Source organism: Pseudoalteromonas sp. SWYJZ19 (assembly GCF_015864375.1).
In the GTDB taxonomy this organism is placed as follows: Bacteria; Pseudomonadota; Gammaproteobacteria; order Enterobacterales; family Alteromonadaceae; genus Pseudoalteromonas; species Pseudoalteromonas arctica.
Map to the genome: position 1 here is coordinate 391,619 of NZ_JADYXI010000001.1, position 14,656 is coordinate 406,274.

Annotated in this window: 12 protein-coding genes; 2 read left to right on the plus strand and 10 right to left on the minus strand. The window is 38.3% G+C overall.

Annotated elements, in window-relative coordinates:
- Positions 1–39 precede the first annotated feature (39 nt).
- From I6F45_RS01700 to I6F45_RS01710, 3 genes are all read right to left on the minus strand, one after another.
- Positions 40–918 carry a transglutaminase family protein gene (locus tag I6F45_RS01700; RefSeq protein ID WP_024590933.1) on the minus strand — a complete coding sequence of 293 codons (879 nt, stop codon included), beginning with the start codon at positions 916–918 and terminating at the stop codon, positions 40–42.
- The gene (locus tag I6F45_RS01705; protein WP_024611321.1) at positions 915–3,434 is read right to left on the minus strand and encodes a circularly permuted type 2 ATP-grasp protein; all 2,520 of its coding nucleotides are present in this window, start codon (positions 3,432–3,434) and stop codon (positions 915–917) included. The genes I6F45_RS01700 and I6F45_RS01705 overlap by 4 nt, the downstream gene beginning before the upstream one ends.
- A 112-nt stretch (positions 3,435–3,546) precedes the next feature.
- Complete coding sequence (locus I6F45_RS01710; RefSeq protein WP_197159523.1) at positions 3,547–6,858, minus strand: transglutaminase family protein; 3,312 nt, start codon at positions 6,856–6,858, stop codon at positions 3,547–3,549.
- A 757-nt stretch (positions 6,859–7,615) separates the two neighbouring features.
- Here I6F45_RS01710 and I6F45_RS01715 point away from each other — a divergent pair.
- Both I6F45_RS01715 and I6F45_RS01720 read left to right on the plus strand, forming a co-directional pair.
- Complete coding sequence (locus I6F45_RS01715) at positions 7,616–8,383, plus strand: SHOCT domain-containing protein (protein ID WP_166111424.1); 768 nt, start codon at positions 7,616–7,618, stop codon at positions 8,381–8,383.
- A 68-nt stretch (positions 8,384–8,451) separates the two neighbouring features.
- Positions 8,452–9,621, plus strand: a complete 1,170-nt coding sequence (locus I6F45_RS01720; protein ID WP_197140217.1) for a zinc-binding metallopeptidase family protein — start codon at positions 8,452–8,454, stop codon at positions 9,619–9,621.
- 143 nt (positions 9,622–9,764) lie between these two features.
- On the opposite strand, the gene I6F45_RS01725 is transcribed toward I6F45_RS01720, so the two are convergent.
- The 7 genes from I6F45_RS01725 to moaA form a co-directional block, all read right to left on the minus strand.
- On the minus strand, positions 9,765–11,084 hold the full coding sequence (locus I6F45_RS01725) for a hypothetical protein (RefSeq protein WP_197159524.1): 1,320 nt from the start codon (positions 11,082–11,084) through the stop codon (positions 9,765–9,767).
- Positions 11,085–11,211: 127 nt separating this feature from the next.
- Entirely contained in the window at positions 11,212–11,670 is a 459-nt protein-coding gene (gene moaE / locus I6F45_RS01730) for a molybdopterin synthase catalytic subunit MoaE (protein WP_197159525.1), read from the minus strand.
- On the minus strand, positions 11,670–11,969 hold the full coding sequence (locus I6F45_RS01735; protein WP_197140211.1) for a MoaD/ThiS family protein: 300 nt from the start codon (positions 11,967–11,969) through the stop codon (positions 11,670–11,672). Before I6F45_RS01735 ends, moaE begins: the two co-directional genes overlap by 1 nt.
- A complete protein-coding gene (moaC, locus tag I6F45_RS01740; protein ID WP_024593775.1) occupies positions 11,947–12,417 on the minus strand; it encodes a cyclic pyranopterin monophosphate synthase MoaC in 471 nt (156 codons plus the stop codon). The genes I6F45_RS01735 and moaC overlap by 23 nt, the downstream gene beginning before the upstream one ends.
- A 1-nt stretch (position 12,418) precedes the next feature.
- Positions 12,419–12,958, minus strand: coding sequence for a molybdenum cofactor biosynthesis protein B (gene moaB / locus I6F45_RS01745; protein ID WP_024609783.1), 540 nt, complete (start codon positions 12,956–12,958; stop codon positions 12,419–12,421).
- Positions 12,955–13,677, minus strand: a complete 723-nt coding sequence (locus I6F45_RS01750) for a molybdenum cofactor guanylyltransferase (RefSeq protein ID WP_197140209.1) — start codon at positions 13,675–13,677, stop codon at positions 12,955–12,957. The genes moaB and I6F45_RS01750 overlap by 4 nt, the downstream gene beginning before the upstream one ends.
- Before the next feature lies 1 nt (position 13,678).
- Positions 13,679–14,650 (minus strand): GTP 3',8-cyclase MoaA, encoded by a 972-nt coding sequence (gene moaA / locus I6F45_RS01755; RefSeq protein WP_149602496.1) that lies wholly within the window; start codon positions 14,648–14,650, stop codon positions 13,679–13,681.
- Positions 14,651–14,656: the final 6 nt, after the last annotated feature.

Genomic DNA, 14,656 nt, shown 5'->3' on the forward strand with positions numbered 1-14,656 from the left:
TTCACCTTATCCATCATCATATATGACGTAGTTAAACTGCTATTCCATTCGAATCATATCAACCGCTACATCAAGCAATTGACTACCGCCACCAAATACCACTCCTTTTAAAGGAGTTACGTCAGAAAAGTCTCGCCCTACGGCTAGAGTAATATGCTGATCGCGTGGTAAAACATTATTTGTTGGATCAAAATCAACCCAACCAAAGTTTGGCACAAATACCGCAAACCATGCATGAGTTGCATCTGCACCTTCTAGCTTTTCTTCGCCTTCTGGCGGCATGGTTTCTATGTACCCACTTACGTATCGACCTGCTAACCCCACGCTGCGTAAGCATGCAAGCGCAAAGTGTGCAAAGTCTTGGCAAACGCCCCTTTTTTGTGCAAAAACAGTGCTCAAAGGCGTACTAATTGTTGTAAAACCAGGATCATAATGAAATTCATGAAAAATCCGTGCCATTAAATCTTTACATGCAGAAATTATATTTTTGTGTGCATCAAACGAAATTAATGCGTATTCCTTAATTCCTTTATCTATTGGAATAAGTTGTGAAGGTAATACAAATTCAGACGTTTTTAATAATTCCGCTGTATTTGGTTTAACCAATAAATCACGTACTTTTCGCCAAGCAATATCAACACTCTCTAAATTGCTATTAGCGCCGACTAACAGTTCTACCTCGCTGATCATCGTTACTTTAAGTTTTTTATGCTGTATTGCTATTTCAAACGCTGTTACCTGATTATTAAAATAATCAGTAAATGTTTGTAAGTAAGTCGGTGTAGGTTCAATTTCTACACGGCTACTGTGGCATATTTGCCCGCGATTCGTTTTTGGCGTTAATCGCGCTTGGTTTTGACACAAACTAACAAAGTCTGAATAGTTGTATGTAGTCGAGTGCTTTATTTTATATTTCACGATTGAGCTTGCTCAATATTAGTCCAGTTCAATTTATTTGCCGTTTGGGTATGAGAAAAATACTGTAGTAATAATACATCACAAAATGTATCTAAGTTCATACGCGTATTATGGTTAAATTCGATTAACTGGTTACGTTGTCCATTTTCACTTTTTTGTAGGTAATCTTTCTCAGTTACATAACAACTTGTTTTAGACAGTAAAATTGCTTTTTCGTGTGCCGCAATTACGCCTTGTCTGCGTTTTGTGGGTAAATGCTTACACAACTTATTAATTTCCTCTAACTGAAATAATAAAGAACGTGGGTATTCAGCATCTAAAAGTAATAGCTCAAGCCCTGTACCAATGGTTTGATACATTCTGTATCGGCGCTTATGCGTAACTAAACTAACTTGGCAACTTAGCACTGCTTCAAGTAAGCCAAGCTCTTCGGGCTCGTCTAACTCTTTGGTTAATAAAGCCGCACTTAGTGATGTTATTTGTAAGCTACGCTCTACTCTTCTGCCCATTTCGAGTAAAAACCAGCCGTTACTATTTGGCATACAATCTGTAATCGAGCCATTAAAAGCCATAATTGAGCCTATAACTCTATCTAGGCTGCTTTGCATTGCACGCGTTGGAATATTAATATTTACATTTTTAAATACTTTAATTTGCTCATTAATATCATCAATTATTCGGCGGCTATCATGAGATAGTAATTCTTGAATTTGCACCGACGCATTTGCAATGTACTTTAATGTATTAATAATACTGCCAGCGCATTGCTCGTCTGCAAGGAGTTGAAAAGCAGTTTCTTTAGACAGATTTACATCAATGCCATCTAGTTTTAAATCAGGTTCTATATAGGGATAAACAATATACTGCGACCTAATGGCATTAGAAAGCCGTGCAACTATACTTTTTCGTATTGAATCTGGGTAAACAGAAAACTCGGTGTACTTGTCTATAAAAATACGCAAAATACGTATGGTGTTTTCGCAGCGTTCTAAGTATCGACCCAACCAAAAAAGGTGCTCAGCCGTACGGCTCGAAATAACCCCTTCGAGTAGCGTTACATCCATTCTTTTTCTAATTGGCACCGGTGGATTATGCTCGCCTAAATCAACTCTATCGGCTGTATTTATCCATGTATCTTTGATCCAACCAGATATTCTCGGGTTGTTACTTTTTTCGTTCGAAAAACACAGTGCTGAAGGAAGTACTTCTACGCCATTTTCTGTGGTTAATGCATAGCATCTAAACACCACTGGCTTGGAGATTAATTGCCCATCATGCCAAAATGGTGCACTGCTAAAAGAAGGTTTTTCTTGGAAAAAGTAATTATCGGGTTCTTTGCTGATAAGTAGCTTTATTTCTTGCTCGTCTAACACTCCATCTAACTTGAGTGTAGGGTCTATAGCAGATAGTAGTTCGAGGTTATTCCAATCAACGGCTTGCGCTTCTTTTACACTTAAATAATTTGGCTCACCTAATAACAGCGGTTGTTTTAAAATTTGCTGCGATAACTTTTCTAAGTTGCACTTTATTGAAGGTGACGAGAGCACACCGCTACCAAACGGGTTTAAAACCTTAACCGACCCTTGTCGTACCGATTGTAATAAGCCCGGAATACCATGAAGTGAATATTCAGTTTGCTCTAAAGAGTCAATACAACGATCAGAAACCCAGCGTAAAATGACATTAATTTTACCCAAGCCTTGTAACGATTTTAAACAAACGTCACCACCACGTACGGTTAAGTCGGCGCTTTGTACTAATGTGTAGCCAAAGTAGGTAGATAGGAATGCATGCTCGTTGTAGTTAGGGTCATCAATTCCTTGGGTTAGAATTACAATTCGTGGGTCATCCATATAGTGGGTATATTCATTAATACCCTCTTGGAATAGGTTTAAAAATTCTTTAATTTGCTGAACATTACATTCGGCAAATTCTTCAGCCATTACACGCCTTGCAATAATACGGCTTTTAATTAATAGCCCTAAGCCTAACGGGCACTGACAATGATCGCTTAATACTTTAAATTCGCCTGTTGGCGTGCGGTAAACATCTAATGCAGTAAAAAATAGTGTTAATTCGTTACTAGGTAAGCTAAAACCTTCGCGTAAGTAATTAGGGTCTTGAAAAAGCTGCTTTGCAGGAATATGACCATCAACTAATAATGTTTGGTCACCGTAAATATCTTGCTGAATTTTATTTAATAAAAGGGTTCTCTGTTTTATTCCCTCTTCGAGCAACGCCCAATCAGCTTTAGATAACATAAATGGCAACGGGTCGAAGTGCCACTGCTTATTGCTTTCATTTTTAATATTGCCATTTTGTAGCAATTGGCTTATTTCTGTAGCGCGGCTACTAACATCATCTGCTGTTAGACTAGCTAAACGCTTAAATAAAGTATCCCAATGGTCTGGGTTTAAACCACTGTGGTTTGCTAGTTCATCATGTCCATGTGATTTATCAAGGTATAAAGACAACCACTCAGGCAATTCCGGCATCGCGTTATTGTTAATATACAAGCTGAAAGCGCTCCAATTTATAGTAAATAGCCGTGTTCATAATGATGCTTTAAAAATATTTAGTCATTCCACTTTAAATAATTTCAAAGTGGAATGACACAACTATCAATTATTATTTAAAGTTAGGCTGCCTGCGTAAATCCAAGGTATTTGGATAATCAGGATTACTACTTTCTTCATCAGGTACCACGTATTCACTTGCGCTTTGCGCCGATTGAAAACTATGCGTAACCGCCGATGGGCTCCAGCTTGGTTCTGCTGATGCAAGTAACGATGGTGTATGCCCATGCTCCCAAAATCTTGCAACTCTGCGCCCTTCAGCTTCAAATGCATTAACCGGTAGCGTTTCAGGATTACGACCCCCAGCATGGCTCACATGATATACAAAGCCTCCAACTGAACGACCTTCCCACGTATCGATTAAATCAAAAACTAATGGAGCATGTACGCCAATAGTTGGGTGAAGCGCTGTAGGTGGTTGCCAAGCTCTGTATCGTATACCCGCGACCATTTCATCTTTTGCTTTACCTTTAACCGGTTTAAGCGGCACTCTTCGACCATTACACGTTACAACATAGCGATCGCTCATTGTTCCTTGTACTTTTATTTGCACTCTTTCTAATGACGAATCTACATAGCGCGCCGTACCCGACGCACTTGCCTCTTCGCCTAGTACATGCCAAGGCTCGATTGCGGTTCTAAGCTCAAGTGTAACGTTATCAAGTTCTCGCGTTCCACATACCGGAAACCTAAATTCAAAAAATGGATTTAACCAACTTAACTGAAATTGAAAACCTGCTTGTTGTAAATCGCGGCTTACTTCAGCTAAATCGTTTTCTACATATTGTGGTAATAAAAACTTGTCGTGTAACTCTGTACCCCAACGTATTAATGGCTTGTGGTAAGGTTTTTTCCAAAACCAAGCAAGTAAAGTACGCAACAGTAGCATTTGCACTAAACTCATTTGTGAATGTGGAGGCATTTCAAAGCCTCTAAATTCTACAATCCCTAAACGACCTGTGGCTGAGTCGGGTGAATAGAGCTTATCAATACAAAATTCTGCTCTGTGTGTATTACCCGTTAAATCCACTAATAAATTACGCAGTAACCTATCAACTAACCAAGGTTCAGGCACCTCACCTTCGGGCATATGCGAAAAGGCAATTTCTAGCTCGTATAAAACTTCATCACGGGCTTCATCCACTCGCGGCGCTTGGCTTGTAGGACCAATAAAAAGCCCCGAAAATAAATACGACAAACCAGGATGATGCTGCCAATAGGTAATAAAACTTCTTAAAATATCAGGTCTGCGTAAAAATGGGCTTTGCTCAGGTGTTTCGCCACCAAGCGTTACGTGGTTACCACCACCAGTACCAGTATGGCGACCATCTGCCATAAACTTATCAGTACCTAATCGGCATTCTTTTGCTAAACCGTATAACGTTGTAGTTCGACTGACTAATTGATCCCACGATGTTGAAGGATGAATGTTTACTTCAATAACACCTGGATCTGGCGTTACAGCGTATTTTTCTACGCGGCTATCTTTAGGTGGGCTATAGCCTTCAATAACAAGCGGCATTTTAAGTTCTTTTGCTACACTCTCTATACTACTTATTAAACCCATGTAATGTTCAAAATGACTTGTTGGTGGCATAAATATATATAAACGCCCCTCTCTCACTTCCATTACAAGCGCAGTTTTAACCATTTCTTTACCAATAAAGCCCTTTTTAAGCTTTTTAGCTTTGGTAAAATTTTCTGGAATATCAAACGGGTCGCGGTCAATAATATTGCCGCTCCACTCAAGGCTGTCTAAAGGTAGGCGATAACCAAGTGGTGATTCACCCGGCAATAAAAAACAATGACCCCGTTTAAACTCCCACGTACACGACTGCCAACAGTTTTTACTATCGTTCCATTTTAAAGGTAGAACATAGCCAACAGGCTTTTCTATGCCTTTATCCATTTTAGCTAAAAAGCCTTTTCGGCTCATTGCATGAAGAAGTTCTGGTTGATCAGGCTTTATTTCGGTAGGTAATGAAGCTTCTTGCCACATGTGATATAAAATATCTTCATAAGCCGTAGTAAGTGCCTTGGTTTCAAGACCAAGTGAGTCACACAGTTTATCAGCAAACTTTTTAGTATCGGTATGATCAAATTTATAATCTTTATTAGGATCGGCTAATAGTGCAGCATCTTGCCATAAAGGCTCGCCGTCTTTGCGCCAATAGCACGCATATTGCCAACGTGGTAATGGCTCACCCGGATACCATTTACCTTGTCCGTAATGAGTAAAGCCACCTTTTGTGTATACTTTATTCATTTCTACAAATAAATTTTGAGCTAATATTCTTTTTTCTTTACCATCGGCATCAGTATTCCACTGAGAATGTTCCATATCGTCAATAGAAATAAACGTAGGCTCGCCACCCATAGTTAAATGTATGTTTTCTTCATTGTAAACATTGTCAACGTGCTGACCTAAGCGGTTAATTGCCGCCCACTGCGCCTCAGAATACGGCTTAGTAACACGTGGGTCTTCGTGTACACGCGTTACTTTATTATAAAAGCTAAACTCAGATTTACAGTCGTCTATACCGCCGGTTACCGGCGCTGCCGAGCTTGGCTCTGGCGTACACGCCAATGGAATATGACCTTCACCAGCAAATAAACCCGAGGTAGGATCAAGCCCTATCCAACCTGCACCCGGAATATACACCTCGGTCCATGCATGCAAATCGGTAAAGTCTTCTTCTGGACCGCTTGGACCATCTAGTGATTTTTGATCAGACGTTAGCTGTACTAGGTAACCCGATACAAATCGAGATGCCAACCCTAAATGACGAAACAATTGTACTAACAACCAAGCAGAATCACGACACGAACCTGTTTTTTTACTTATTGTTTCGTTTGCCGTTTGCACACCGGGTTCTAGCCGAATGCCATAACCTACTAATTCATAAATAGCTTGATTAACAGCCACTAAAAAATCAACGCTTCTAAGCGGCTCTTTAGGGTTTAAAGATTCAATTAATTCTTTAAATTTTGGACTGGCTTTGCGTTTTTTTAAATAAGGAGTGAGTTCTGACTTTGAAATAGTATCGTAAACAAATGGGAAGTTTTCGGCGTAATCTTCTAAAAAGAAATCAAAAGGATTAATAACCGTTAGTTCGGCGACCAAATCAACTGTAAAACTAAATTCGGTAGTTGGCTTGTTAAACACCACCCTCGCTTGGTAATTACCAAAAGGGTCTTGTTGCCAATTTATATAGTGATCTTCTGGAACTATTTTTAAAGAATAACTTTTAATTTTTGTACGGCTATGTGGCGCTGGACGTAATCGGAATATATGCGGCCCCATATTAACTGACCGATCGTATTTATACTGAGTATGGTGCGAAATTCCAACTGTAATTGTCATCTATTAATTCCCCTTTAATAATGTATAGCCACAATATAACGCTGAAAATATTATTTGGACTAATTCACCTGTGCAATTTTTATACCAAAAGACTTGCTTAAGTAGTACTGTTCATCCACTCGCGGCTCTTGCACAAAGCAACGTTATGCATAAAGGTTTTGACCTAATTAATAGGAAAAACACACCAATTAAATAAATAGTAAACTTAGTGTAATTTAAACCATCAATTTTAGATTTTTAATGGTGCAGAAAATGCACCAAAACAGTGCTTTAAAATAACTTACAATTAAAGCTAATTAATTTAAAATATTGAAATAAAACAAATAAAATTAATTTTTCAAAATACTTACTCCGTTATTTATAACGCTAAACGGGTATAATTAAAAGTATTTATTTAGAGTTTAAAAATCATTAAAAATAATCATTAAATAGAAAGAAATAGTTCACAATAAAGCTGCTGTTAAAGTAAGTAACGGTGCTATACTAGATCGATTTTTAACCGCTTACGTTACAGCGAAACTAACAATCTCGATGAGATAAAACAAGTAACTTTTAATACAAAGATGCTTGTTTTAAAGATTAGTTTTGCAGCGGTGTGTTTTAATTTCAGACAAAACAGAACACGTCCAATTTGAAAAACCAACACATCTCACTAACCTGTTAATTTTTCATTATCATCAATGCTAAAGGTAATGCAGCACTAGCGTATTTTCAGATTTTTTAAATCAACCCAATCTACCTAATAGGATATTTTCTTATGCAAAAGCTAACGGATGTCGGTGAAAACTTAGTTAATGGTATAGCATCTCGTTATAACCTCAGCCACGATGCAGTACTACATATGTTAGTAAGCGTTAATAACGGCGGTGGCTCTATGGCTCAGTTTAATTGCCCAGAGCTTGGTGGTTCTGGTCAATGGATGCGCGGCGGAATGACTATGGTTGGCGATATGTTTAACAACGGCTTAAAATCAACCGTTGATAACTTATGCAACGAACTCGCTAATGTATTAAATAATAATCAAATATTTCCGGTTATTCCCGCAGGAACGCCTGGCAGCAATCAATGGTGGCCAGGTAATTTAGGCAGCCCATTTAGTAGTGGAGCGCAAAATAATATTCGCTACGCTATTTTCCCTAATCGCTTAGCCGTTGAATTAAATGGACAAGTGAGCGTATACGACACGCTAGATCACAATATTGGTGGAGTGAGCCAACAGCAAGGCAATAATACCTCTCTTACATTTAACAGTCAGTGGGGAACAATTAATGTTAATACTCTGCCATTAATTTCAGGACAAACGCCACCGGCTCCTCAAAAAGACTTTACGCAGCAAGTAACGCAGCCGAATTTTGCATCGTTAACACCAAACCAAGTTGAAGCACCTGTTAATAATACAATAGCGCAATATTCGGTAGACGAAACGCTTCAGATTATAGAGAAGCTAGCACAACTTCGCGACTCTAATGCGCTTAGTGATGATGAATTTAATATTAAAAAGTCTGAACTATTAAAAAGGATTTAACTACTATCCTCAAATAGCATAACGCTAACTAAAAGTGGTTTATACAGTCTCTTTTTATTCGGTAACATATGAAAACATTTAAATGTAATTGCACAGATCAACTTATTTTATTTTTTGAAAGCAGCCATTGTTTGGCTTGTGGCAGAACCGTGGGTATTGATGATGAGTTCGACCAAGTTGAACCCTATGAAATTGATGAACAATCGGGGCTATTTTACAAAGCAGAAGCGCCTGAAGTTTTTTATAAAAAATGTGATAACAACGCTCAGTATCACGTATGCAATGGCATGGTTAATTTAGATACATTTATACCCGTTGCCGATAAAGACGAAGTGCTGTGTTTTTCGTGTCGCTTTAATGAAACTGTGCCCGATTTAAGTATTGTTGAACATATTCCATTATGGAAAAAAATGGAGACAGCAAAACGTCGCGCTTTGTATACATTAAAGTCATTATCACTCCCTTTAAATACAACGATTCAAGAACCTGAAAGCGGATTAAGCTTCGATTTTATAGCAGACCGTAACGTAAGCGATCACTTTGTAAGCCCTATTATAGGTCAAGACGTTGTATTTACAGGACACGATTGCGGACATATCACTATAAACCTAGCCGAGGCAGACGACGTAGCACGCTCACAAGCTAAAATAGCAATGGGTGAGCGTTATCGTACCTTACTTGGTCATTTTCGCCATGAACTTGGTCATTATTATTTTGATCAACTAATTGCAAATTCACCAAAAAAACATGCTTTATGTAAGCAATATTTTGGTGATGACGAATTAGATTACCAGCAAGCGCTCGACACTCACTACAAGCAAGGTGCGCCAGCTAACTGGCATGAAACCTTTATTAGTGAATACGCTACTATGCACCCTTATGAAGACTGGGCAGAAACATGGGCGCATTACATGCATATTATCGATACGCTAGAAACAGCCAAAAACTTTTCAATTACAGGCTCAACAACAGGTAATGAGTTTGAATTAGATGAAGCAGACGAGCTTAGATTGCCACAAAGTGCTTATTACTTTAATTCACAAACATCGATTGATGCTATTTTAGATACTTGGATGGAATTTTCGATTATTCTAAATTCACTAAATCGCAGCATGGGACTTGCCGATGCCTACCCATTTGTACTAACTCAAGCGGTGCGAACTAAGTTATCTTTCATCCATCATGCTATCCATAACAGGCTCAATTTAATGCCTGATGTGAGCATTGGAAAAGTGTAATAAAATAAGCTCAGTCCAAAAAACATTTTAATAAAGAGCCATTTATTCTTGCTATGACTTTTCATGCATAGGTAGGTGGCTTTTTTATGATGAGAAAAAAGCCGTAAAAATAGTATATCCCCTACTTTCTCGCTGAAGCTTTGTTAGTTTGTCACAGCGAGGTTATTCTTAAGTCGACTTATGATTTTTTCTTGGTAAATACTAACTGTAGAAAACTTTTGTATTGAAACAAATAAGTCAGTTAGTTTTTCGTTTGATATATCAGAGATATTAATCCCTTTATATATAATAGGTGCATTATTTTGTCTGGTTAGATTATTCGACAGTAAAATATTCAATTTTACTGTACGTGCTAACTCTTCTTGATATAGAAAAAATTCTCTTAAATGTGTGCTAACAATATTGGCTGATTTTGATCTGTCTATCATTAAAATTTCGTCAATTAGTCGATTTAACCTGCTGCGAGACTCTATTGCTTCGTCGAGAATATCTAACCAATTAAGTTCGCTATTTGATAGTAAAGATAAAAAGTATACCGTACGTGCTTTATTGTAATTAATAAAACCAGGCCACATAACATCTTCGCTAGATACTTTAAGTGCTTTATCGAACTGCTCAGCGGCAGATTTAAGATACATACTTACTTCTTCAAGTATTGATGGCTCTATGGTATTAATATTTTTTTGAGCCAGCTCTAAACCATCAATCGACAAAATATCTACAGAGTTCATATTTAGCGACTCTCGTAATAAATGCATGCCTTTTTTGTTGTAATACAAACCTAGGTAATTATGGTAAATGGTTTTTGTAACTGGATTACGAAGAATTGGACCTCTCACATGAAGTAAGTCTGCATGAATATTAAAATTATCATCAGCTACAAAACTTTGGTAAGACACAACAGCTTTAAATAGCTTTATTGTTTCCGTTATTTGAATTGAATTACCTTTACTCACCGAGTGCAATATTTCACAGCGCCTATCAACTTCTGACAAAATTGTATCCATACGCTTTTTATAAAGCACTTTGTTAGTTTCTGATGCATTAAAAACAGCTGGAAATAAAACAATTAGGTCAATTATATACTGAAGGGTATCGGCAAAAAGAACGGCGGTTTCTGACTCTTTTTTTAGTTTATGCTCAATAGAGTCAAAAATTTCTTTCTCTAGTGTATTTTCATCTTGGGATTTAAACTGATTAATTAACTCTGGAAGTGAGGTTACGTAATTTTCATTATCTAAAATGTTACCTTCCATTTTACTAATGTTATTTACACTATCAATTGATGTATATGTTCTAACAGTAATAAATAAAGCTAATACGGCTATACAAAAGCTTACTGTTGATATAGTAAAGCTTAGTAAATCTTTACCTTCTTTTAAATCATATACCCATACAGCAAGAAAAGCTGAAAGTAGAACAAGTAATAATATTGTAAAATATAACATTTTTGATGTGCGCATATGTCTTCCAAACTTGGGTCGAGATAACAATCTAATATTGCTGATTTATAACACGAAAAACGCAGACTTCACACGCAAACTGAGAGCTATATAACCTCTGTAGAGCACAAGTAATGAAATATCTGCATCACTTTTCCCATTTACCCAGCGCTTGTTTGTCACTTTGTTTAAACTCAACCCAGTTTGATGAGTCTTTAAAGTGCTCTTTTTTCCAAAACGTGGCGTGGTTTTTTAAATAATCCATTATAAATTGTGCGCCTTCGAACGCGGCTTGGCGATGGCGGGACGTTACGCCAACAAATACAATTTGCTCGCCAAGTGCTAAGTAACCAACGCGATGAATAATACATATTCTCGCCAGTTGCCAGCGAGTTTGTGCTTGCTCTGCAATAGATTGAAGCAGTTGCTCGGTCATACCAGGGTAGTGCTCAAGCTCAAGTGCAGTAACGTTATCGCCACTGCTGAACTCTCTTACCAATCCTGTAAAGGTGACAACAGCGCCATCGCTTTTATTATTACTACAAAGCGTATTGTGCTCGTCACCTACATTAAAATCATCGGTTTGTACTTGAATATGTATGCTCATTAGCCACCTGTAACCGGCGGGAAAAAGGCAAGCTCATCCCCTGCTTTCACTATTTCGTTGCTTGATGACATAGTTTGGTTAAGCGCTGCAAGTAGCTCACGCTCTTCAAGCCACGGTTGCCAATGCGGGTATTGGCTAACTAATCTTAATTTAAGCTCTGAAATACTAAGCGGCTGCGTAATCTCAAGGCTTAATTTACTGCACTTTAACCGCTCTTTTAGTTGCCCAAAAAACAATAACTCTACTTTTCCGGCGCTAGATATAGCATCGTTTGGATTAATCGCGTTGCCAACTGCCATTTTTGCCCCCAGCTTTTTGAGTAACGCGCATGCCGCTAATTTCCATTAGTGGGTCGGCTGCTTTACACATATCAAACAAAGTAAGCGCAGCAACAGATACCGCCGTTAGCGCTTCCATTTCGACCCCGGTTTTACCGGCAAGTTTGCAGTAGCTGGTTATTTTAATTTGGCTGTTTGCTTCATCAAGTTCAAAATCAACAGCGACTTTAGTAAGTGCAAGCGGATGACAAAGCGGAATTAAATCGGCGCACTTTTTAGCGCCTTGAATACCCGCAATACGTGCCACTCCTAACACATCGCCTTTTTTGTTTTGATTAAGCATTACTTGCTCAAAGGCAAGCTTACTCATGCTAATAAAAGCTTCAGCTGAGGCATCGCGCAGGGTTACGTCTTTGAGCGATACATCAACCATATTCGCTTGGCCGTTTTCGTCAACGTGGCTTAACATACTATTGCTCACGCGATTCACACTTTTTACCAATGGTAATGTGCGGTGCAAAGTTACACGGTTTATGCATTGAGTTAAGTTGATCTTTTATAATGCCTGTCCACGCTGTTTTACATGCGCCTGTAGAGCCTGGCATACAAAAAATAACCGTGTTGTTAGCAAGTCCTGCCAGTGCACGTGATTGAATAGTTGAGTTACCAATTTCACCGTACGATATATGTCTAAATAACTCGCCAAAGCCGTCTACGCTTTTATCAAACAGCGGCGCAAATGCCTCAGGTGTTGAATCACGTTCGGTAAATCCTGTACCACCAGTCACTAAAATAGCGTGAATGGTGTCGTCGGCTATCCACTGCGATGCAATAGCGCGCATTTGGTAAACATCATCTTTTACAATTTCTTTATCTGCTAAGTGATGACCCGCCTCAGTTAGCGCTTTAATTAAGTAATGACCAGAAGTATCGGTAATCGCATCGCGCGTGTCGCTTACTGTAAGTACGGCAATGTTTAAAGGTATTTGTGTATCGCTTGTGTGGCTCATAATGTTCTTCTCAATTGGTTAATGCTTAGGTCAAAATGCTCATTTACAGCTTTAAATTGCGCCGGTGTATTGGTGTTTATTAATGCATGCGCTTTATTACATAAAAGCGTTTGCACACCAATGCTTTGGGTAAACTGTTTTATTGATTTATGACTGTTTGCGTTTGTGAGTATGTGTTTTAAATGATTTTTTACACTGCTTGTATTACGAATATACAGCGGTAGCGGTTCATTTTCAAAGTGCCAAGCATGTATTTGTGACTGATTTAATTGATTGCTCACACTTTGTACGTTATTTGACTGAGAAGCCAGCACTATTGTGCTTAACAAACTCCTCGTAAGTAGAGGCATATCTACCGCAGTAATAAGTAAATCGTGCTCGGTGGCTATTAATGTTGAGTAAATTCCGCCAAGGGGTCCACTATTTGGGTATATATCTTTAACGTACTTTTCTGAGGGATAATCACTCGGTGAATAATGGTTCAATGACTTGACTGGATTTGTAACGTTGCGGCTTACCAATATGTTTTTAGCGCCTACCTCTTTTAATAAATCACACGCATTTTGCAATAGCGTTTTATTTTTTAAAACTAAATCGGCTTTGTCTGTGCCCATTCTTGATGACTTACCACCAGCAAGCACAACACCTGTAAAATCTCGCTTAACTTTTATATTAGCTTTTATATTAGCTTTTATATGAGTATTCACATCAGCTCCCATATTAGCCGCCTAACATGGCTAAGTGAGTTGTCGCACCTGTTAGACGCTTATCTAGCTCATGGCTTATTTCTTTATTGCCCATAGCGGCTCGAATTGCCTTTACGGTCGCTGCAGTATCATCCTCGTTTAGCAGTTCGCGTAAATCTATACCTTGCTCGGCAAACAAGCATAAGTGTAATTTACCCAGCGCCGACACCCTTAAGCGATTACAGCTTTTACAAAAGTCTTTACTGTACGGCATTATTAAACCAATACGACCATCGTAATCAGGATGACAAAATTCCTCAGCGGGTCCGTTTAATTTACCCCTAACTACTTGTAACCAACCTTGGTCGAGTAATTGGGCTTTAACCGTTTGCCCACTTAAGTGGTTTTCTTCAAAAAAGGTGGCGCCGTCACCGGTTTCCATTAATTCTATAAAGCGTACCGTAACTTTGTGGTGCTTTACCCACGCTAAAAAATCCTTCAATTGGTTTTTATTAAACTGCTTCGCAAGCACTGCATTTATTTTTATGTCTTTTATGCCCAGCTCTACCGCGCGTTCAATCCCTTTTAAAATAAGGTTAAGTTTGTCGTGCCCTGTTATGAGTTTAAACATACTCGGATTTAAACTATCAATACTGACATTAAGCGCATCAAGCCCTGCTTCAGCAAATTCATCAATTTTCTTTAATAAATTAAATCCGTTTGTAGTAATAGCTACTTTTTCTATGCCGGGCGTGTTTTTACAAAGCTTTATAATATCGGTTACGTCGTTTCGCAAGCATGGTTCGCCACCTGTAATACGCACTTTTTTAGTACCAAGCTCTGCAAACGCATTTACTAACGTGCTAATTTCGTTTTTATTTAAAAAATTACGCGGCGTATCGCACTGATACCCGTTTGGTAAACAATAACTACAACTAAAATTACATACATCGGTTATTGAGAGGCGCAAATAGTTAAACTGCCGACCAAATTGATCATTAAGCATATGCTT